We start from the raw sequence: 21,551 nt of genomic DNA, 5'->3' as shown, positions 1-21,551 counted from the left end.
ATTTATGGTGTATTAATGACCTTTCAGTGCATAAATGCCATTGGCATTACGCCAGTAACCCTGATAGTCCAAACCATAGCCAAAAATATAGCGATCTTCGATGTCGAGGCCGGTGAAGTCTGCTTCCAGACCCGGGCGGGCTTTACGATCATGCTTTTTATCCACCAGAACAGCAGTCAGAACGCTGGCTGCACCTTCTTCCTTACAGAATTCAGCAATAGCATCCAGGGTATGACCTTCATCAAGAATATCGTCGATGATCAGGACGGTGCGACCTTTGATGATCTGGGTTGGGCGAACTTTCCACTCCAGGCGGCCACCGGTTAACTGGTCCCGGTAACGGGTTGCATGCACGTAGGAAGCTTCCAGAGGGAACTGCATATGAGTCAGCAGCTTACCGGTAATCACCAGACCACCATTCATTACGCAGAATACCAGCGGGTTGCTGTCCGCCAATTTGTTAGTGATGTTGCGTCCCATGGTGGCGATGGCGTCTTCAATCTGCTGCTCGTTATAGAGGCAGTCGGCTTCATCCATCACTTGCCGGATATGGTCGAGATCAACAGACATTGTTGTGTAAACCCTGATCGAATGATTAAGCGGGAAAAAATACCGCTGTTGTCTGCAATGGGCAAGTGAAAACTGCCCGATCATTATGGTTGTAAAAACCTATGGGCAGCTCATGCATATTCTGGTAACTCTTGAACACTCATTCTGGTAACACTTGAACACCCATTCTGGTAACACTTGAACACCTATTCTGGTTTCTTTTGAACACTTTTTGATGATTTCCAGAATCACCGTTCAAGCTTCCAGAAACGCTGTTCAACAGACCATAAACCGGTCTAATACAGCTAACAAATATCTTCTTATGCATTGATTTTCCATAACTTTGGCCGTTCTTATCTGTACCAAGAGAGGGAACCGGCCATGACAGAAAACAGGATTACCATGCGTAAGCTACTAGGAGGCTGTCCGAGAATAGCCTGATTAAGTATAATCAGGCATCTTCTGCCCACTTTATTGTTGCCGAAACGGATGTCATCAATCAAATTCAAAGATAACCCTGCTGATTTTGACCAGCACCTGATGTTCCCATCGAACATCTTCGACCTGCTGCCACCAGATCATGATTGCTTCGTTTTTGAAGATATCTTCAAGCATATCGACACCTCTGAAGTGGAAAAGCAGTATCACCATCTTGGCCAGAATGCCTACCACCCACGACTGATTATATCGATCCTGATCTATGCCTATAGCCATGGTGTGTTCAGCTCCAGGGAGATTGAACGGCGCTGCAATCAGGACTTGGCTTTCATGTATATCGCCAAACAGCACTGCCCAAATTTCCGGGTGCTCAGTGACTTTCGTAAAAACCAGGCCACCTTTTTTAAAAGCAGTTTCAAACAGAGCGTGCTGCTCGCCCGGGAACTACAGATGGCCTCGCTGGGCCACATCGCTCTTGATGGTTCCAAATTCAAAGCCGACTCATCAAAGCATAAGGCCATGAGCTACGCACGACTTAAGGCCAAAGAAGCTGAATTAATGGCTGAAGTTGAGGCCCTGATTAAAAAAGCCGAAACCAGTGACAGTGAAGAGGACGATGCTTATCAGCAGGAGACTGGCTACAGCATTCCTGAAGACTTGCAATTCAAGCAGGAACGGTTAGAGAAAATCCAGGAGGCCAAAAAAGCGCTTGAAGAACGGGAACAGGCCCTGAATCCCGATAAGCCGATAGACGACAAAAAGCAAATCAGCTTTGCTGATCATGATGCCAGGATCATGGGTAAAAAAGGCAGTGGCTATCAGTACAGTTATAACGCCCAGATCAGCGTCGACAGCGATAATGGTATCATTGTTGGCCAGCACATCAGCCAGCATGCCAATGACAAGCAGGAAGTAAAGCCTGCACTTGAAGCCATTGCAGAAGCAACAGATAACGCGTCCATTGGCAAAATGAGTGAGGATAATGGCTATTACTCAGGGCCCAACCTGCAAGCGTTTGATGATGCGAACATTGACGCTTACATGGCTACGGATCGACAGGAGAAGCCTGCAACAGAGGGACTGGAAGACTCTGACAGAAAGTTTGTCAAAGCGGATTTTATTTACCATGAAGCAGACGACAGCTTTACCTGCCCTGCCGGTGAGAAGCTGATTTATAACACGGCTAGCAAAGCAAAACACAAAAGCTACCGCGTCAGTAAAGATATCTGCCGGGATTGCCCGTTACGTAAAAGGTGCAGTGGTGACGACAACAAAGACCCGGGGAAAGTGATTCGCACAGACCGCCACGAAGCCATACGCCAGGCGATGAACCGCAAAATGGAAACCAAAGAGGCCAAAGCGGTTTATGAGCGTCGCAAGGTGATTGCGGAACCGCCTTTTGGCCAAATCAAGAACTCAGGATTCAGAGGGTTCAGTGTCCGGGGTAAGGAAAAAGTGGCTGGAGAATTTTCACTGGTCTGCAGTGCTTATAATTTCAAAAAAATTGTCAAATTGGTTTCAACGGGATCAATCCGTCTTGAAGAAGCAAAAAGGCTTAAAATGGCAGCATAAAGGCAAGCAAAAGGGTAAAAAACGCAATTTTTACCCAAAACAGGCTAAATTTAGGTCAATATTTGATCAGCCAAGAAAATGCTGAAGCTTTCGTTTTTTCAATAGCTAGTTCTCGGACAGCCTCCTAGAAATACTCCGGATGCGGTTTGGCAGCCAACTCAGCTTCCGACAAATTTCCCGCAGTGTACGGGTCAGTGTGGGGACGGTATCCAACTACGTTAAGGCCTTTCAGGAATCGGAATTAAGCTGGCCCCTGGCAGAGGATATATCTGAGCCTGAGCTTATTCAGGCGCTGTTTCCCGATGCCTCGATAGCCAATCGAAAAGGGTTGATTGATCCTGACTGGGCTGAGGTGCATCAGGAACTGAAGCGCAAGGAAGTGACCAAACAACGACTCTGGGAAGAATACTGTCAGGCCCACCCCCTCAATGCCTACAGCTATGCCCAGTACTGTCACCGTTACAATCAGTGGCGTGGTTGTCAAAAGCGATCTATGCGACAGCTGCACAATGCAGGTGAAAAGTTATTTGTTGATTATGCCGGGCCAACCATGCCAATCATCAACCCGGACACCGGCGAAATTGCCCACAATGCCCAGATATTTGTGGCAGTGCTGGGAGCGTCCAACTATACCTACGCTGAAGCGACTCTGTCACAAAAAACAGAGGACTGGCTGGGGTCTCATGAACGGGCCTTTGAGTTCTTTGGTGGGGTGCCAGAAATTGTTGTGCCAGACAACCCAAAGTGCGCAGTTATCAAAGCCTGTCGGTACGAGCCGGATCTCAACCCATCATACCAGCACCTGGCTTGTCACTACCAGGTGGCAGTCATTCCGGCACGCCCCTACAAACCCAAAGACAAGGCCAAAGCAGAAGTCGGTGTACAGGTAGTGGAGCGGTGGATACTGGCCAGGCTTCGTCATGAAATGTTCTTTACCCTGGCAGAGCTGAACCTGCGGATACGTGAGCTGTTAATCGAACTGAACCTGAAGCCCTTTAAGCAGTTGCCAGGAACGCGACGTAGTGCGTTTGAACAACTGGATGAACCAGCCCTCAAGCCACTGCCGAAGCAATCTTTTGTGTTCGCTGAGTTTATCAAGGCCCGGGTGAATGTGGATTATCATATTATCTGCAAGGGGCACGCCTACTCGGTTCCCCATCAGCTTGCCAGGCAGGAAGTAGAAGTACAGGCGACTGAGCACTGCGTCACGATCTACGCTAACGGTAAAGTGGTGGCCAGCCACGCTCGCAAGCACACACGTGGATTTACGACGTTAGCAGTTCATATGCCGGAACGACATCGTCACCATCAGGATTGGACGCCTGAGCGTTTACTTAACTGGGCTAACGACATTGGTCAGGAAGTCTATTGTTTTATTCAATCACTGCTGGATAGCAAGGAGCATCCTGAACAAGCCTATCGAGCTTCATTGGGGCTGCTAAACCTGCAGCGGGAATATGGAACTGAACGACTCAACAACGCCTGCGCCCATGCCAGGAACATCGGGGGTTATCGGTTAAAAAATGTCCGATCAATCCTCCAGTCAGGCAAAGACCTGATGCCATTGGAGCCACAGTTAAAACAAACGACAGGTCCCTTGCATGATGATCACGAAAATATTCGTGGCGCTATTTGCTATCAATAACCGGAGGCGAACATGATCAATGAAACACTGGCTCGCCTTAGGTCACTGCGACTGACCGGAATGGCAGATGCCCTCAATCAACAGCTGGACCAGCCGGGCACCTACAGTAGCCTTAGCTTTGAAGAACGACTGTCGTTGCTTACTGAGCAGGAAGAAACAGAGCGAAACAATAAACGTCTGGCTCGGCTGCTCAGAAGCGCCCGGTTTAAACTGGCTGCCCGGATACACGACATTGACTATGAACACCCCAGAGGTCTCAAACAGAACCAGATGGCCAGCCTGTCTGGAGGAGGCTGGCTTGACCGGTACAGGAACCTGTTGATCACCGGACCTTGTGGTTCCGGTAAGAGCTACCTGGCCTGCGCCCTTGGGCACATGGCTTGTCTGAAAGGCTACAGTGTCCGGTACTATCGGATGTCCAGGCTACTGGATGAACTGATCCTTGCCCACGGTGATGGCAGCTACAGCAGGCAGTTGAAACAACTGGCAAAAGTAGACTTGCTGATTCTGGACGACTGGGGCCTGGAACCACTGACGCAGCAACAAAGGAACGATCTGCTGGAAGTCATGGATGACAGGCACGAGCAAGGTTCCACGTTGGTTACCAGTCAATTGCCCACCCGGAAGTGGCATGCCAGCATTGGTGATGAAACTCTGGCCGACGCCATTCTTGACCGGCTTATGCACAATGCCCACCGGATTGAACTCAAAGGCGAATCCATGCGCAAAAAGCTTGGAAAATTGGACGCAGTTGAACACCTGGTCTAAAAATCACACTGGGCAATGTGTAAGGAGTTCAGGGTGTTCAAATGAAACAGAATAGGTGTTCAAGTTAACCAGAATACGCAGCTCAAACATCCTGTGGGAAAATAAGAAGGTTTAGGTGTTGGGAGCTTTTGAATGGTCCTTTTCTCAATGAGTGCTTCTCCAGTGCCATAGCCCGAATAATCGTTTTATTTCAACCATTCACTTTTTCATTAATTGTCCACCTTTCTCCAACCAGACAGTTGAGGTCATGCATGAGCATACAGGAAATCAAGCATCCGCTGGTACAACACAAGCTGGGACTGATGCGTTCCCACGATATCAGTACCAAGGGATTCCGGACCCTGGCCAGTGAGGTTGGCAGCCTGCTGACGTATGAAGCGACCAAAGATCTGGAGCTGGAAGATACCGTGATTGACGGCTGGAATGGCCAGGTGACCGTTCAGCAGATCAAGGGCAAGAAAATTACTATTGTACCCATTCTGCGTGCAGGCATTGGTATGATGAATGGGGTTCTGGATATGATCCCGAATGCCAAGGTCAGTGTGGTAGGCCTCTACCGTGATGAAGAAACACTGGAGCCAGTACCCTACTTTGAAAAGCTGGTCAGTAATATTGATGAGCGTATTGCCCTGATTCTGGATCCAATGCTGGCCACTGGCGGCTCCATGCTGGCGACTATCGATATGTTGAAGAAGGCGGGTTGTAAAGAAATCCGCTGCCTGGTTCTGGTGGCGGCACCGGAAGGGATTGATAAGATCCAGTCAGCGCATCCTGACGTGAAAATTTTTACGGCGTCTATTGATCAAAGACTTAATGAAAACGGTTATATCATCCCGGGCCTGGGTGATGCCGGTGACAAGATTTTTGGTACAAAATAGGTAACTATTCAGCACTGAGCAAAGGCATATTACAGTAATTCCGAACAGCTCTATGAAGTGATTGATATATGTCCATTCCCTGTTTTCTGGCAGACGACAAATAGCTGCGAATCCGTGCAAACATAGAACCACCGTCTGCACTCCTGAAGCAGCCTGAGATTTTCTGCTTTAACTTGGCCATTCGAACATCCCGCTCACTGCCATTGTTATCGAAGGGAATGGTAAAATCTGACATGAAGCGCAGTGTCTCAGCCTTGAACTCAGTGAGTCGTTTGAAGAGATTGTAAGCTTTAGTATTCTTGACTTTCTTGCGCTTAAGCTCCTCTCGTTGCTTCTCCATATAGACGACTTCTTTCATTAGAGCCCGCTGAAGCAACCGGTCATAAATCTTCTCGATTCGTTCACAGACAACACTTGGCATCTGTAGCATACCTATGGTCTTAAAGCCCTTGCAGTAATGCCAGGAAAGCCTCAGTAGCTTCATCAATCGCAACGCCAGTTGATTGCTGTCCCTATCAACAACACCCAAAAGCTCCCTCAGGTGATGGGCATTGCAAAGTACGTGAGTTGCCGCATATGCAAAATAGGATTTCCAATGATCATGAACCAGAACGCCTGCAAATGTTAGCAGTATGCCCATCGTGTCCATGGCCTCACGACCTCGCTTTTCAGACAAGTAGTAGAGCGTCCATTGTTCATCCCGCATAACGTGTAGCCAGTGCAAAGAGCCCTCGGCCCGCATACCCGTTTCATCGGCTCCGGCAACAGACGATTCCCGCAAGGCGTCACGAATAACCTCTTCAGTAGAAGCCAGATTTTCATAGGTTCTGGCCACAAAATTGGCGACAGTGCCTGCACTTACACTCATTTTATAGAGAGTATTAAAATACTCTGACACGCGCTTAAAAGGCAGGAAATGGTATTGGTTAAGATAGACGGCCATAGCCTGTGTGGCTGAGCCATATTGTGCGGCAGCGGTAACACCTTCCGGGAATTCAGCCTGATTCCGACAACCACAAGTGCAGATTTTTACTTCAGCTCTATGGGCCGTTACTTCAAATTCACCCGGTCTCCCTGGTTCAAACACCTGTCGTTCAATATATTTGACCGGCTCACTATCAAGAAGAGACGCCTGACATTTATTGCATTCTTTAACCGGAAGGTACTCAATATAGTCAGGGATATCGACCTGTTTAAGACAAGTGCCCTGATGCCCTTTCTTTCCACCGGCTTTATTACCAGAAGACTGTCTCAGACTTTTAGGATTGGGTTTTTCATCCGATGGATCGGTACCTTTATCTGCGGAAAGGTCGTCAGAATGATCTGGAGAATTACTGTTTTTACAAGGTTTTTGATAACCATCAGACGATGGCGGCTTGCTGCTGTTTTGACTGTTCTTGCCAACCTTTTCTTCCAATTCTCGACATCGCTCTTCCAGACAGGCAACTCTCATCCGCAGCTCTGCATTCTCTTTCAAGAGAATCTCAGCCGACATAGTTGCGGGTAGTTCTGGAATCATGCTGGCGAATATTGTGGAAAAATGGTGCTTAAGAGGACGGTATAAAAATCAGAAAATTCCAGATTTATGTGCTGTCTCTTGATCACAAATAGCTAGTTCTCGTCCAAAAACGCATCAGGCAATCATAATTAGATTGTACGTTCGTTTTGATATTTCCTGAAATTCCAGAGAGCCGCAAAAACTCTTCCCTTTTTTTCTCTAATCTGGGACGGATATTGGAGAAAAACGCGAAAAGCAGGCAGAAAACATCCTCCCACCATGCTGGAAAGGTACTTTCATGTAGCGTGGAGGTGGCTATCAGGATGGTGCCGGGTGTCTGGCCAGAATCACCAGGTTGTAACAGACCACCGATAACCAGCAATGAGAATCAAAACGCTCAGAACCCTTGCAGTGGCAACGTGATAGCCCAAAACATCTCTTTAGCCACGAAATTCCCGCTTCAATACCTGCCCGGAAGCGAAAGAGCGTTTTATACACATACTGACTTTTAGTCATCTCTTCGACTTCAAGTCCGCGCTTCTTATTAAAAGCTACATCGCTGATTCCCATGGCCTTGGCTTTTTCCAAATTAGCGCGACACGCGTATCCGCCGTCACCGCTTGTCTGGCGAGGTACACGACCATAAATTTCTTTTTGTCTTTCCATCATCGGAATGAATTGGTCCGAATCCGCTGGGTTACCTTCCTCAATAACCAGGTCCAGGATCAATCGACTTTTTCCCTGAACCAGGTTCAGTTTATGGCCATACTGTACTTGCCGCCTGTCTTTTACGATGATATCCGTATGGGGTTCATACAGGCTAACCACTTTTTCCTGGGCTGGCACCTTTTCACCCTTAAAGACCCTGCGCTCTGTCTGGGAGACTATTGCATCCACCAGGGGTAACAGGTGATCCACATCGGCCTGCCACTTGTCGGCATCATCAGCCAGGAGACACTGCCCCTGCTGACGGGCGTTTGCTAGCGTGACAGTAGCTTCGATAAGTACCTTCCGGGATTTTCGGGTCAACTGCAGCAGTTTTTTATAATGCTGATGCCGCTCTTCTTTGCCAGCGTAGATGCATTTTCTGGCCGCATCTTTTACGGCTCGGTTGTGATGGGTATATTCATAAAGCGGTGTCGCTGTCAGTGTTTGTCCCCGTTCCAGCAGCCGACAAATTTCTTTAACGGAACTGGCTAAAAGATCACTGTCGCAAGGAGGTTTGATATCCGATTCGGTGACTGTGCTGTCAATAGCCACAGTGCGCCCTTTTTCAATACCCTGATCTTTAGCGGTCATTAGCTGACAGTTATTAATCCGTTCCCATGTAGATGCAGTAAGAAGGCTGATGAGCCCATGCAAACTGGAGCGACTGGGGCGCTGGTTTGGTTCGAGGCGACAAAAGTCTCGAAAGAGCATGGAGTCCATCAAAACAAACGACAAGTAGTCATAATCACAATTCAAATACTGTTTCAGGAGTGCCGCACGAAGAACGGATTCTGCTGATAGTCCGTTCCGCCCAGTGTTCTGTTTATCACCAGAACTTAAGTCCTCATAAATCCAGTCATTGAACTGTGGATGGGCGTCAAGCCATTGCGAGATACCGGAAAGCTGGGAGCAGATTTCATGAGGTACGTAATGGAGTTCCATACTACACTGCGGGTTGCGTTTTTTGCGCATTTGGAGTCCTCTGTTTTTGGCAATCCCTTATGTTTCTTGCTCTTGGGAAGTTTAGTCGCCAGATAGCAGTAGGGCTCCACTTAATTTTTCAGGATAAAATCTACAGTTTTCAATTGGTTGTGTTTTTGGACGAGAACTAGCTACCTTGTTCTATCATTTCTCACTGATAAAACAGGTCATGCTTCCACTTTCTCCTAAACCATGGTCAGAACTAACTTTTGGATGTGCTGATTTGGGCGATACTCGACGTACAAAACGACTTGTCAAAGTTGCTGCCGAGCTTTCAGCTCATACCGGTAATTCTTTGTCATCTTCATGCGAAGGTTATACCGCACTGGTAACTGGAGCTTACCGGCTGATTGAGAATGAGGCCGTAAAGCCTGAAGCAATAGCTGAGGCAGGCTTTCAGGCAACTGCCAAAATAGCGAGACAGTCTCGCCTACTTCTGGCTCTCGAAGATACAACAACCCTGGGTTATAAACATGCTGTCAGATCCGAGCTTGGTGATCTTGGAGGTCCTGAAGGCTCTAAAACCAGAGGATTCCACGTCCACTCTGTCTTCTTGGTTGATGCGGATACAGAGCGAAGCATTGGGCTTATTGATCAAGAACGATGGGTTAGAGAGGACGTTCAGCGGGGGAAAAAGAACCAACGTCGTCAGCTACCTTACGAGGGAAAGGAAAGCTTTAAGTGGCAAAGAGCCTCTGAAAACACAGAACAAAGGATGGGGGGTAAAATGCCTGACATCATCAGTGTTTGCGACCGGGAGGCGGATATATACGAATATATGCACTACAAACTGGATAACCGACAGCGGTTTGTTGTAAGAGCTACACAAAACAGAATCCTGGTGGATGGCGAACTCTTATTATTTGATTCCTTAGCTCAGACTGAAGTGTTGGGGAAATATACGATAGTGGTTCCTCAAAAAGGAGGTAGAAAGAAGCGAAAGGCAACGCTGCAGGTCAAAAGAAAGAAGATGACAATACAGGCGCCGCAAAGGCCAGGCGGCAGGCCGGAACCGGTAACTATGAATATTGTGTCGGCTGAAGAGATTGGCAATGACTCCGAAGACCGTTTGCACTGGGTACTATTGACAACTGAAGATATTGAAACATTCGAAGACTGTCGCTCTATCATTCGATTTTACGAGCTCCGATGGCGAATAGAAGAGTTCCATAAGGCTTGGAAATCGGGAGCAGGAGTAGAAAGGCTTCGTCTGCAATCTCCGGATAACATTGAACGACTTGCGGTCATATTAATGTTTGTCGCTGTCAGACTAATGCAAATCCGTGAAGCATTAATGTTACCGAATGACAGGCAGCACAAAGACAGAAAGCTTTGGAGTGAAAAAACACTCGCGAATGAGGTGGTCAGTGATGATGAATGGCAGGTTCTCTGGCTAACCTATGAAAAAAAAGCGTTGCCCGATAAGCCGCCAACAGTCACTTGGCTGCTTCAAACGATTGCTCGGCTTGGTGGTTGGGGTGATTCAAAGCATACAGGGCAGCCCGGCTGGTTAGTGGTATGGGAAGGCTGGGCGAAATTGCAGGATCGGGTAAAAACCTGGCAGATAGCCCGGCAGTTCAGCGCTGGAGAGATGTGATCAAGAGTCAGATTTATGTGGGGGTGCTGAACAGTTACCAAAATAGATAAGAAATAAGGATATCCAAAATGAATCATTCTGCACAGCCGGGGGAAACCCTCCATTCAGAGCTGTCACTCTGGCGGCAGGCACTGATGGGAGGGCAGATGCTGTTTGTTGCCTTTGGTGCTCTGGTACTGGTGCCGTTACTGACCGGGTTGGACGCCAATGTGGCGTTCTTTACGGCTGGTATTGGTACCCTGATTTTCCAGCTGATCACTCGTCGGCAAGTACCGGTCTTCCTGGCATCTTCTTTTGCTTTCATTGCGCCGATTACGTTCAGTATTCAATCCTGGGGATTGGCTGCCACCATGGGCGGTATCATGGCAGCCGGTGTGCTGTATGCCGCATTGAGTGTGCTGGTCAGGTTACGCGGATCAGGCATACTTTACCGACTGTTTCCACCGGTCGTGGTTGGGCCGGTGATTATGGTTATCGGCCTTGGTCTTGCTCCTGCTGCAGTTGGGATGGCAACATCACCGATTGAAGGGCTACTCTCCGCAGATCAAGCTCTGTTTCTTGCGGCTATCTCGCTGCTAGCAACCCTGTTGGTGGCGACCATGGCTGGCGGGATTCTTCGACTGATTCCAATTATCTGTGGTATTGGAACCGGGTATATTGCAGCGGTGATCATGGATGTTGTGAACTTTCAGCCTTTACTTGACCGCCCCTGGTTTGCTATTCCGAACTTTACCACTCCGGAGTTCAATTGGAATGCGGTGCTTTATATGATTCCGGTAGCGATTGCACCTGCTATTGAGCACATTGGTGATATGCTGGCGATCAGCTCAGTGACCGGGAAGAAGTATCTGGATAAACCAGGGCTGAAAAATACCCTGTTAGGTGATGGCCTGGCAACGACGGCCGCCGGCCTGTTTGGTGGGCCACCTAATACCACCTACTCAGAAGTCACTGGTGCGGTGATGCTGACCAAAGCCTACAACCCCGTTATTATGACCTGGGCTGCAGTTATTGCTATTGGCGTAGCCTTTATCGGTAAAATTGGTGGGTTCCTGTCAACCATTCCGGTGCCGGTGATGGGCGGTATTATGATGCTGCTATTCGGCTCCATTGCCGTCGTTGGCCTTAATACGCTTATTAAGGCAAGGGTTGACCTGGGCCAACCCCGAAATCTGGTGATTGTATCTCTCGTACTGGTATTTGGTATCGGCAATATGGGAATCTCACTGGGTGAATTTTCACTGAAGGGCGTCAGTCTTTGTGCGCTGACAGCAGTCATTCTGAATTTACTGCTACCTCATCGCCCCGGGGAAGATCGATACCAGTCTTCTGAAGTTGGTAAAGAAAAAGTCGTATAGGACGTACACCCGAATAAAAGCTGAAAAAGCAGGCGGTATTAGTTTTTAATACCGCTTTTTTTATGGATCAGGCTGATGCTGACTGTTTCTGCTGATTCTGTTCATGTGTATTCATCTGGATAAAATACGTAATCCCACTTAACTCCATTAATGAAGCAACATCGTTGGGTACGTTATAGAGCGATAGGTAGAAATGCCCTGCCAGTTGTACCTGACAATGGAGGAGTAGTTTCAATCCATCACTACTAATGCTGTTAAGCTGCGAGCAATCCAGCACAATATGGCTAGTGTCGATTCTTGTTGCGTTCTCTAAAGCATTCTCCAGTAAATGGATGGTACTGCAATTAATATCGCCATCCAAAATCATTAGCGTGTAGTTTTGATAGCTTTCGAGATTAATGGTTAATTCCATACTCCTTCTCCCGACTTGATCCCTTAATGAAAAGAAATATTAAGGGCTGGGGCTGTGTTTGTGCATAACACTCTGGTTACAGGGTCTGACAATATTCCGGAGCCATAGTTCATTCCCAATATTTTTGGATGACAGATTTTTTAACCAGTTGAAATATAGTTAATTTTTTTGTTTTTTGTTGCCAGTACTGACGGTGTTGTTATTGGTAATAAAGCTAAGTTCCAATAACTTTATCAGTATCGTATTCCATGTAATGAAAGGATGTCATTATGTTAAGAAGAATCCGAACCAGCGCCCAGATTATGATTACCGTGGTCAGCTTTCTGGGATGCTACCAGTCAGGGAATGCATCAGAGTCTGTTTTGGCTGCCCAATATCGCTGCATGAGCCATCGCTATGAAACCCGAAAAAAAGATCAGGTTATCCTCAGTTAACAGAGGCGTATCCTTAAATTGCAGAAACCGGCTTCGCATATCTTTCAGATCAATAACAGTGGTAAAAGATAGCAGGTGCTTATAACTGGCTATTTGCCCATCATAAGGGTTTAAGTAATATTGCCCGTTAATAATATCGATTAGCAGGCAGGATAAAAGCTCCATGACACGATTTTTTACCAGTGATAACACTTCCGGGGTTTGTCCCGAAGTCATGAACGCGTTGATAGAAGCAAATGCTGGTCACATGGGAGCCTATGGCAATGATGCCCTGACCGGGGAGGCCATAAACATGGTTAAGCAGGCTTTGGGCAGGCCTGCTGACATATTCTTCGTATACAACGGTACGGCCGCCAACACTCTGGCCTGCAAAGCAGCTCTGCGCAGTATTGATAGTATTATCTGTCCAGATACAGCCCATATTGTGAGCAATGAAAGCGGGGCTCCGGTTAATGCCACCGGTAGTCGGATGATTACCGTTGAGTCCTCTCATGGAAAAATCACACCTGAACAGATTCGCAAAGCCTGCCAGAATGAAAGCTGGTGGGGAATGCATGCAACCCGCCCAAGACTGGTCAGTATATCCCAGTCAACCGAATGGGGAACGGTTTACTCTCTGGATGAGCTGGGGGAAATTAAAGCGGCCTGTATTGAACTGGGTATGTTGCTGCATGTGGATGGTTGCCGTATCTACAATGCCGCAGTGGCACTTGATTGCTCTCTGGCTGAAATATGTGAACACATAGACATTCTGTCACTTGGAGGTACTAAAAACGGATGTAACTGTTCAGCACCCCCACATAAATCTGGAATTTTCTGATTTTTATACCATCCTCTTAAGCACCATTTTTCCACAATATTCGCCAGCATGATTCCAGAACTACCCGCAACTATGTCGGCTGAGATTCTCTTGAAAGAGAATGCAGAGCTGCGGATGAGAGTTGCCTGTCTGGAAGAGCGATGTCGAGAATTGGAAGAAAAGGTTGGCAAGAACAGTCAAAACAGCAGCAAGCCGCCATCGTCTGATGGTTATCAAAAACCTTGTAAAAACAGTAATTCTCCAGATCATTCTGACGACCTTTCCGCAGATAAAGGTACCGATCCATCGGATGAAAAACCCAATCCTAAAAGTCTGAGACAGTCTTCTGGTAATAAAGCCGGTGGAAAGAAAGGGCATCAGGGCACTTGTCTTAAACAGGTCGATATCCCTGACTATATTGAGTACCTTCCGGTTAAAGAATGCAATAAATGTCAGGCGTCTCTTCTTGATAGTGAGCCGGTCAAATATATTGAACGACAGGTGTTTGAACCAGGGAGACCGGGTGAATTTGAAGTAACGGCCCATAGAGCTGAAGTAAAAATCTGCACTTGTGGTTGTCGGAATCAGGCTGAATTCCCGGAAGGTGTTACCGCTGCCGCACAATATGGCTCAGCCACACAGGCTATGGCCGTCTATCTTAACCAATACCATTTCCTGCCTTTTAAGCGCGTGTCAGAGTATTTTAATACTCTCTATAAAATGAGTGTAAGTGCAGGCACTGTCGCCAATTTTGTGGCCAGAACCTATGAAAATCTGGCTTCTACTGAAGAGGTTATTCGTGACGCCTTGCGGGAATCGTCTGTTGCCGGAGCCGATGAAACGGGTATGCGGGCCGAGGGCTCTTTGCACTGGCTACACGTTATGCGGGATGAACAATGGACGCTCTACTACTTGTCTGAAAAGCGAGGTCGTGAGGCCATGGACACGATGGGCATACTGCTAACATTTGCAGGCGTTCTGGTTCATGATCATTGGAAATCCTATTTTGCATATGCGGCAACTCACGTACTTTGCAATGCCCATCACCTGAGGGAGCTTTTGGGTGTTGTTGATAGGGACAGCAATCAACTGGCGTTGCGATTGATGAAGCTACTGAGGCTTTCCTGGCATTACTGCAAGGGCTTTAAGACCATAGGTATGCTACAGATGCCAAGTGTTGTCTGTGAACGAATCGAGAAGATTTATGACCGGTTGCTTCAGCGGGCTCTAATGAAAGAAGTCGTCTATATGGAGAAGCAACGAGAGGAGCTTAAGCGCAAGAAAGTCAAGAATACTAAAGCTTACAATCTCTTCAAACGACTCACTGAGTTCAAGGCTGAGACACTGCGCTTCATGTCAGATTTTACCATTCCCTTCGATAACAATGGCAGTGAGCGGGATGTTCGAATGGCCAAGTTAAAGCAGAAAATCTCAGGCTGCTTCAGGAGTGCAGACGGTGGTTCTATGTTTGCACGGATTCGCAGCTATTTGTCGTCTGCCAGAAAACAGGGAATGGACATATATCAATCACTTCATAGAGCTGTTCGGAATTACTGTAATATGCCTTTGCTCAGTGCTGAATAGTTACTGTTCATTTAGTGTTCACTACAAAGTACAGACGCAAGCTGTTTGATGGGTACATGATTCAACAATTACGTGATGCGTTCGAGAGTGCCTGCGTGAAATTGGAGTGTGATTTGCTGGAAATGGATGGAGAGAAAGACCATGTCCATTTACTGATTGCCTACCCACCGAAACTGGCTGTCAGTGTCATGGTAAACAACCTGAAATCAACATCATCAAGGCAATTGCGAATATTGAATACCCACCTTACGACTCAAAGTAAATCAGGCCGGTTATGGTCAAGGGCGTACTTTGCTTGCAGTGCAGGAGGGGCGACTATCGAAACTCTCAAAGAGTACGTGAATAGTCAGAGTACGCCTGATTGATAGTGCAAACCTGCTGGCGGAAGGCTCTACGCCTGCGCGGCCCGGCCTTCCCATCTTATATCCCCGCCCGATTGGGCGAGGGTTTACGACGATTTTGCTAATGTCTAAACAAATTCTGATCATTATGGCCATGGCAGCGGAAGCCCGTCCGGTCATTGACCAGCTCGGACTGCGGGAACTGCCCGCCAATCCGCAATTGAAAAATCACTTCCCCCGCTTTCAGGGTGCGTTTGCCGGTAAGGACATCGTTATCTCTCTGAATGGCAAATCCAGTGAGTATGGTGTCGACAGAATAGGCACCGAGTTTGCCGCGCTGAATACCCAGTCTGCCATTCTTGAGTATGCTCCGGAGCTGATCATTAACGCGGGAACCTGTGGTGCTTTTTCAGCCGATGCGGACATTGCTGATATCATCACTTCCGACCAGCCGGTGGTTTATCATGATCACCGGGTGCCCCTGGAGGGCTTTGACCGTTTTGCCATGGGCGCTTATCCAACCGCCTATTGCCCCGAATACTTTCAGGGTATTGAGCATAAGCTTGGGGTGGTCACCACAGGCAACTCCCTCGACATGCCGGATATCGACAGGCAGTGGATTATGCAAAACCAGGGAATGGCCAAAGAGATGGAGTGTGCCGCCGTTGCTGCAACCGCTCATCTTTACGGTATCGACTTCCTGCCGATCAAATCCGTTACCGATCATATTGATATCGAACTGGGTAATGTCGAACAGTTCCTGAACAACCTGAGCAAGGCCAGCCAAAAGCTGAGCGAAACCTTGATCAGGGTATTAACCAATATCAAGTAAAATCCGATTATGCTCCTACACCAAGACAAACGTATTTGATTTCAAGATAGTCTTCGATGCCATATTTTGAGCCTTCCCGCCCGATGCCGGACTCTTTGATGCCGCCAAATGGTGCTACCTCGGTGGAAAGGATACCTTCATTAACAGCGACCATGCCATACTCCAATGCTTCGCTGACCCGCCAGACTCGTGACAGGTCACGGGAATAAAAATAGGCAGCCAACCCAAACGGCGTATTATTTGCCCGATGGATGACGTCCGCTTCTGACTTGAACCGGAACACCGTAGTAACCGGTCCGAACAGTTCCTGGTGAGCCACATCCATGCTTTCATCAACACTTGTCAATATGGTGGGTTCAAAATACAGGTCTCCGACATCGGATCGGGACCCGCCCATATGCACGGTAGCCCCCTGTTCTTTTGCCAGGTTAACGACGTACGCAATTTTTTCTATTGCGCGGCTATTTATCATAGGGCCTATGTCTGTCTCTTTATCAAGGCCATTACCCACCTTAAGTGCCGCAACAGCTGCAGTATACTTCTCCAGGAACTCATCGTAGACACCATCCTGTACGTAAAGGCGGTTTGTACATACACAGGTCTGGCCAGCATTCCTGTATTTTGAGATCAACGCCCCTTGCACTGCCTTGTCGATGTCTGCGTCGTCAAAGACGATAAATGGTGCATTTCCGCCCAACTCCATGGAAACTTTTTTTACCGTATCGGCACTCTGACGTATAAGATGCTTACCAACCGGCGTTGACCCCGTAAAGGAAACCTTTCGAACCAAAGGGTGCGTGGTTAGCACCGGACCAGTCTCTGCAGCGGACGACGACGTAATTACATTAATCACACCCGCAGGAATCCCGGCCTGCTGCGCAAGCCTGGCCATCGCAAACGCACATAATGGGGTGTCTTCAGCCGGCTTGATAACAATAGTACAGCCAGCTGCCAGTGCCGGTGCTGCTTTTCGGGCAATCATGGCAATGGGAAAATTCCATGGTGTTATGGCACTGACCACCCCCACCGGTTGCTTCATCGTTAAATAGCGGGCAGTTGCCATCGTAGAGGGGATGATATCACCATAGGTTCTCTTGCCTTCTTCGGCGAACCATTCGATAAAGGATGCGCCATACAATACTTCACCGTATGCCTCCTTATAGGGCTTTCCCTGCTCAAGGGTTAACAGTTGAGCAAGATCCTCCGCATACGAAGTCATGAGCTGGAACCATTTATTCAAAAGCCCTGCCCGCTCTTTGGCTGTGGTTCTTTTCCATGAATTAAAGGCCTCACTGGCCGCTTCAACAGCCTGTTCAGCATCTGCTGCCCCCATATCCGGTACTTCTGCAATCTGTTGTCCGGTAGCGGGATTGGTTACCCAATAGGTGCGGCCACTTTGTGCACTAACCCACTGACCGTTAATCAATGCCTCGTTACTCTCAAAGAGAAATGGGTTCATCAGCCTGCCTCATTTTTTTTGAATCGGTTTATTCTCATTCTTTGATCTGGATGCTATCAAAGTGATCAACTGCCGATATATATTATCCGGCAAAAGTCATGGACCAGTGAGCCATCCTTAAGAACAGCCTGGGCACGAATACCTGCAGGATAAGGTTCAAGATCATCAATTGTGATTTTGTCGCAGTACTTATTAACCCGTTTCAAGTAACCGGACTTCCGCCAGGATTCCCAGGTTTCTTTCAGCCCGGTGCCCAGGTGTTTCAGAGTAACTTTCCAGAAACCAGGGAAAGTCACCATGTCCCTGACGTCTTTCAGGTCAACATTAAAACGGCCATAGCCCTCCCGCTTCCAGCCCTGAACCGCATTAGGGCCTACTGTGACCGAGCCATCAATCATTCGGGTCAGATGAACCCCCAGAAAAGGTAAATCCGGATCCGGTATCGGATAAATAAGGTGATTGATGACCTCGTTGTGCCGCTTCGACAAACGATAATATTCACCACGATATGGGATAATTTGGAAGTCTGTGGGTATATCAAGCATTTTTGTCATGCGATCAGCCAGAAGACCGGAGCAGGTAATCAGGTATTTACTCTCATAACAGACCCGCTCACCATTATGGCAACATTCGGCAGTGATCGTCTGGCTGGTTTCGGCCAACCCGGTTACGGTGGTATTCAGCTGAATCTCCCCTCCCAGATCAGTAAACTCTTTTGCCATCGTAACTGTTCAGCACCCCCACATAAATCTGGAATTTTCTGATTTTTATACCATCCTCTTAAGCACCATTTTTCCACAATATTCGCCAGCATGATTCCAGAACTACCCGCAACTATGTCGGCTGAGATTCTCTTGAAAGAGAATGCAGAGCTGCGGATGAGAGTTGCCTGTCTGGAAGAGCGATGTCGAGAATTGGAAGAAAAGGTTGGCAAGAACAGTCAAAACAGCAGCAAGCCGCCATCGTCTGATGGTTATCAAAAACCTTGTAAAAACAGTAATTCTCCAGATCATTCTGACGACCTTTCCGCAGATAAAGGTACCGATCCATCGGATGAAAAACCCAATCCTAAAAGTCTGAGACAGTCTTCTGGTAATAAAGCCGGTGGAAAGAAAGGGCATCAGGGCACTTGTCTTAAACAGGTCGATATCCCTGACTATATTGAGTACCTTCCGGTTAAAGAATGCAATAAATGTCAGGCGTCTCTTCTTGATAGTGAGCCGGTCAAATATATTGAACGACAGGTGTTTGAACCAGGGAGACCGGGTGAATTTGAAGTAACGGCCCATAGAGCTGAAGTAAAAATCTGCACTTGTGGTTGTCGGAATCAGGCTGAATTCCCGGAAGGTGTTACCGCTGCCGCACAATATGGCTCAGCCACACAGGCTATGGCCGTCTATCTTAACCAATACCATTTCCTGCCTTTTAAGCGCGTGTCAGAGTATTTTAATACTCTCTATAAAATGAGTGTAAGTGCAGGCACTGTCGCCAATTTTGTGGCCAGAACCTATGAAAATCTGGCTTCTACTGAAGAGGTTATTCGTGACGCCTTGCGGGAATCGTCTGTTGCCGGAGCCGATGAAACGGGTATGCGGGCCGAGGGCTCTTTGCACTGGCTACACGTTATGCGGGATGAACAATGGACGCTCTACTACTTGTCTGAAAAGCGAGGTCGTGAGGCCATGGACACGATGGGCATACTGCTAACATTTGCAGGCGTTCTGGTTCATGATCATTGGAAATCCTATTTTGCATATGCGGCAACTCACGTACTTTGCAATGCCCATCACCTGAGGGAGCTTTTGGGTGTTGTTGATAGGGACAGCAATCAACTGGCGTTGCGATTGATGAAGCTACTGAGGCTTTCCTGGCATTACTGCAAGGGCTTTAAGACCATAGGTATGCTACAGATGCCAAGTGTTGTCTGTGAACGAATCGAGAAGATTTATGACCGGTTGCTTCAGCGGGCTCTAATGAAAGAAGTCGTCTATATGGAGAAGCAACGAGAGGAGCTTAAGCGCAAGAAAGTCAAGAATACTAAAGCTTACAATCTCTTCAAACGACTCACTGAGTTCAAGGCTGAGACACTGCGCTTCATGTCAGATTTTACCATTCCCTTCGATAACAATGGCAGTGAGCGGGATGTTCGAATGGCCAAGTTAAAGCAGAAAATCTCAGGCTGCTTCAGGAGTGCAGACGGTGGTTCTATGTTTGCACGGATTCGCAGCTATTTGTCGTCTGCCAGAAAACAGGGAATGGACATATATCAATCACTTCATAGAGCTGTTCGGAATTACTGTAATATGCCTTTGCTCAGTGCTGAATAGTTACTTGCCATCTTTTCGGTGACCAGCCGGTAATCAACAATACTTGTGCAAAAACGGGCTTTTAGACTACCTGGCTGGTAATAAACCCCTGCATGGATAACACCACTGTTGTGGCCCGTTTGGTGTTGAGCCAGCCCGGATTCTTTTTCGATCAAGAGAATACGCTTCCCGGGGTGGCGCTGTTGCATTTGCCATGCAGTTGAAACACCGACGATACCACTGCCGATAACAATATAGTCGAACAGGGTATTGCTCATAATGGCTCCAAAAATAACAGTCGACTGTCACAACTTTTTATACTGAATTTTCTATACTGAATTCTGGTAAAAGCCAACGAAAGACACCCGCAGTCCAATAAGGGATGCGGGTGATAAGTGTTAACCGGATTTGAGTTTAACCCGGGCACTTAACGGGAAAAATGACCACGCTGACGCAGCAACTCCCGCTTCAGCCCCGGATGTGCGACAAACTTGTCCCGCCCATGCAGCCAGCAGTGGTTTTGCACCACCAGCATAGAGCCAACATTCACACGAATATTGCTGCAGTTAGTATCTGCCTCAAGGGATTTTCCCATTTCATACAGGTATAAACCCTGTTCCATGTTTCGAGGCTGGGCAAATTGATCAATAAACAGCATATGCGGTTTACCATCGGCGTCTTGCTCAAAGAAGATCGGGTGATCAACGGTATAACCTATATTTTTACTGGGTGGAGATGACCAGCGAATATTCTCCCGAGCCAATGAGTGATTATAGAATTTACCTAAATCCTGCCAGTCATCAATGTGGAGCAGTAGCGAGTCGCCGCCTTCCATGTTTTTCTCGTCCATCTTCATCATCAGAACGAAATCAGTGCGCTCATTGACGTAGGTTCCGTCGTTATGTAATTCCATACGACGATGGGCCTGACGCAGGTAACTGTCACTGTCGTCTTCATTGCGGACAGTAAATCGCGCATAATACTTGCCGTACATCGCATCAAAGTTCGGCAGGCCAATAAGATGAGAGATCGCCGTAGAAAGCTTTACAAACTCATCACGCTGCTCTTCTGTGTCCGTGAATAATGCTTGAACCGAGGCTTCTGGCTCCAGAAGAAATGCGCCTGTTTTTCGATCATTCACCGTATTACGCAGGAAACTGCCGAGCTGAAATTGGCAGGCACGATCCAGTTCATTGGCCAGGGCAAAGCGATTAAATGGCTTATACTCCAACGCCTGTACTGACCACTCCTGGCTGGCAGCCTGAAAACGTTCCAACGCAGACTTATCCAGTGTAACCACCTGGACTCTGACATTCCGGGGGTGGTTGTGAACGGAGAATCCTTCAAACCGGGTTATGGTGTCTGGGTTTATCATTGTTCAATTCCCAGCCT

19 protein-coding genes and 1 pseudogene are annotated in these 21,551 nt (G+C 47.7%); 11 read left to right on the top strand and 9 right to left on the bottom strand.

Going from position 1 to position 21,551, the window contains the following annotated elements:
* Positions 1 to 12: 12 nt before the first annotated feature.
* A complete protein-coding gene (locus MJO57_RS10670) occupies positions 13 to 570 on the bottom strand; it encodes a hypoxanthine-guanine phosphoribosyltransferase (protein ID WP_252025208.1) in 558 nt (185 codons plus the stop codon).
* Between the two features lie 468 nt (positions 571 to 1,038).
* Between MJO57_RS10670 and MJO57_RS10665 the strand changes: the two genes are divergently transcribed.
* The 4 genes from MJO57_RS10665 to upp all read left to right on the top strand — a co-directional run bounded on the left by MJO57_RS10665 (position 1,039) and on the right by upp (position 5,850).
* Positions 1,039 to 2,559, top strand: a complete 1,521-nt coding sequence (locus MJO57_RS10665) for an IS1182 family transposase (RefSeq protein ID WP_252025206.1) — start codon at positions 1,039 to 1,041, stop codon at positions 2,557 to 2,559.
* A 139-nt stretch (positions 2,560 to 2,698) separates the two neighbouring features.
* On the top strand, positions 2,699 to 4,204 hold the full coding sequence (istA, locus tag MJO57_RS10660; RefSeq protein WP_252022154.1) for an IS21 family transposase: 1,506 nt from the start codon (positions 2,699 to 2,701) through the stop codon (positions 4,202 to 4,204).
* Positions 4,205 to 4,216: 12 nt separating this feature from the next.
* The gene (gene istB / locus MJO57_RS10655; RefSeq protein ID WP_252017309.1) at positions 4,217 to 4,972 is read left to right on the top strand and encodes an IS21-like element helper ATPase IstB; all 756 of its coding nucleotides are present in this window, start codon (positions 4,217 to 4,219) and stop codon (positions 4,970 to 4,972) included.
* A 251-nt stretch (positions 4,973 to 5,223) separates the two neighbouring features.
* A complete protein-coding gene (gene upp, locus MJO57_RS10650) occupies positions 5,224 to 5,850 on the top strand; it encodes a uracil phosphoribosyltransferase (protein ID WP_252025204.1) in 627 nt (208 codons plus the stop codon).
* Between the two features lie 4 nt (positions 5,851 to 5,854).
* Here upp and MJO57_RS10645 read toward each other — a convergent pair whose 3' ends face one another.
* Both MJO57_RS10645 and MJO57_RS10640 read right to left on the bottom strand, forming a co-directional pair.
* Positions 5,855 to 7,369: an IS66 family transposase gene (locus tag MJO57_RS10645; RefSeq protein WP_252017330.1), complete on the bottom strand. Its 1,515-nt coding sequence runs from the start codon at positions 7,367 to 7,369 to the stop codon at positions 5,855 to 5,857.
* Positions 7,370 to 7,666: 297 nt separating this feature from the next.
* Complete coding sequence (locus tag MJO57_RS10640) at positions 7,667 to 9,028, bottom strand: ISNCY family transposase (RefSeq protein WP_252017318.1); 1,362 nt, start codon at positions 9,026 to 9,028, stop codon at positions 7,667 to 7,669.
* A 178-nt stretch (positions 9,029 to 9,206) separates the two neighbouring features.
* Here MJO57_RS10640 and MJO57_RS10635 point away from each other — a divergent pair, with 178 nt between their 5' ends.
* Together MJO57_RS10635 and MJO57_RS10630 are read left to right on the top strand one after the other, a co-directional pair.
* Entirely contained in the window at positions 9,207 to 10,634 is a 1,428-nt protein-coding gene (locus MJO57_RS10635; protein WP_252017676.1) for an IS4 family transposase, read from the top strand.
* A gap of 68 nt (positions 10,635 to 10,702) precedes the next feature.
* A complete protein-coding gene (locus MJO57_RS10630; RefSeq protein ID WP_252025202.1) occupies positions 10,703 to 11,992 on the top strand; it encodes a uracil-xanthine permease family protein in 1,290 nt (429 codons plus the stop codon).
* Positions 11,993 to 12,059: 67 nt separating this feature from the next.
* Here MJO57_RS10630 and MJO57_RS10625 read toward each other — a convergent pair whose 3' ends face one another.
* Entirely contained in the window at positions 12,060 to 12,404 is a 345-nt protein-coding gene (locus MJO57_RS10625; protein WP_252025200.1) for an STAS domain-containing protein, read from the bottom strand.
* A gap of 597 nt (positions 12,405 to 13,001) precedes the next feature.
* Here MJO57_RS10625 and MJO57_RS33230 point away from each other — a divergent pair.
* The 4 genes from MJO57_RS33230 (at position 13,002) to MJO57_RS10605 (ending at position 16,394) form a co-directional block, all read left to right on the top strand.
* Positions 13,002 to 13,658, top strand: coding sequence for a low specificity L-threonine aldolase (locus tag MJO57_RS33230; RefSeq protein WP_371924813.1), 657 nt, complete (start codon positions 13,002 to 13,004; stop codon positions 13,656 to 13,658).
* 48 nt (positions 13,659 to 13,706) lie between these two features.
* Positions 13,707 to 15,221: an IS66 family transposase gene (locus MJO57_RS10615; RefSeq protein WP_252017330.1), complete on the top strand. Its 1,515-nt coding sequence runs from the start codon at positions 13,707 to 13,709 to the stop codon at positions 15,219 to 15,221.
* Positions 15,218 to 15,586, top strand: a complete 369-nt coding sequence (gene tnpA / locus MJO57_RS10610) for an IS200/IS605 family transposase (protein WP_252027005.1) — start codon at positions 15,218 to 15,220, stop codon at positions 15,584 to 15,586. Before MJO57_RS10615 ends, tnpA begins: the two co-directional genes overlap by 4 nt.
* A 100-nt stretch (positions 15,587 to 15,686) precedes the next feature.
* Positions 15,687 to 16,394, top strand: a complete 708-nt coding sequence (locus tag MJO57_RS10605; RefSeq protein WP_252018082.1) for a hypothetical protein — start codon at positions 15,687 to 15,689, stop codon at positions 16,392 to 16,394.
* A 7-nt stretch (positions 16,395 to 16,401) separates the two neighbouring features.
* Here MJO57_RS10605 and MJO57_RS10600 read toward each other — a convergent pair whose 3' ends face one another.
* From MJO57_RS10600 to MJO57_RS32720, 3 genes are all read right to left on the bottom strand, one after another.
* Complete coding sequence (locus tag MJO57_RS10600) at positions 16,402 to 17,853, bottom strand: NAD-dependent succinate-semialdehyde dehydrogenase (RefSeq protein ID WP_252018081.1); 1,452 nt, start codon at positions 17,851 to 17,853, stop codon at positions 16,402 to 16,404.
* A gap of 65 nt (positions 17,854 to 17,918) precedes the next feature.
* On the bottom strand, positions 17,919 to 18,575 hold the full coding sequence (locus MJO57_RS10595; RefSeq protein WP_371924648.1) for an FAD-dependent oxidoreductase: 657 nt from the start codon (positions 18,573 to 18,575) through the stop codon (positions 17,919 to 17,921).
* Complete coding sequence (locus MJO57_RS32720) at positions 18,533 to 18,667, bottom strand: hypothetical protein (protein WP_256491733.1); 135 nt, start codon at positions 18,665 to 18,667, stop codon at positions 18,533 to 18,535. Before MJO57_RS32720 ends, MJO57_RS10595 begins: the two co-directional genes overlap by 43 nt.
* On the opposite strand from MJO57_RS32720, the gene MJO57_RS10590 reads away from it, so the two are divergent.
* The gene (locus MJO57_RS10590; RefSeq protein WP_252017330.1) at positions 18,666 to 20,180 is read left to right on the top strand and encodes an IS66 family transposase; all 1,515 of its coding nucleotides are present in this window, start codon (positions 18,666 to 18,668) and stop codon (positions 20,178 to 20,180) included. The two genes, MJO57_RS32720 and MJO57_RS10590, sit on opposite strands and share 2 nt — an antisense overlap.
* A gap of 32 nt (positions 20,181 to 20,212) precedes the next feature.
* Here MJO57_RS10590 and MJO57_RS10585 read toward each other — a convergent pair.
* Both MJO57_RS10585 and glaH read right to left on the bottom strand, forming a co-directional pair.
* Positions 20,213 to 20,437 (bottom strand): annotated as a pseudogene (locus MJO57_RS10585) (FAD-dependent oxidoreductase); the annotation flags it as partial.
* Between the two features lie 149 nt (positions 20,438 to 20,586).
* A complete protein-coding gene (glaH, locus tag MJO57_RS10580; protein WP_256493269.1) occupies positions 20,587 to 21,534 on the bottom strand; it encodes a glutarate dioxygenase GlaH in 948 nt (315 codons plus the stop codon).
* Positions 21,535 to 21,551 lie beyond the last annotated feature (17 nt).

This window comes from Endozoicomonas sp. SCSIO W0465 (assembly GCF_023716865.1).
Classification (GTDB): domain Bacteria; phylum Pseudomonadota; class Gammaproteobacteria; order Pseudomonadales; family Endozoicomonadaceae; genus Endozoicomonas.
Note: the sequence above shows the minus strand (reverse complement) of the source record. Positions and strands in the feature narration are given on the sequence as shown.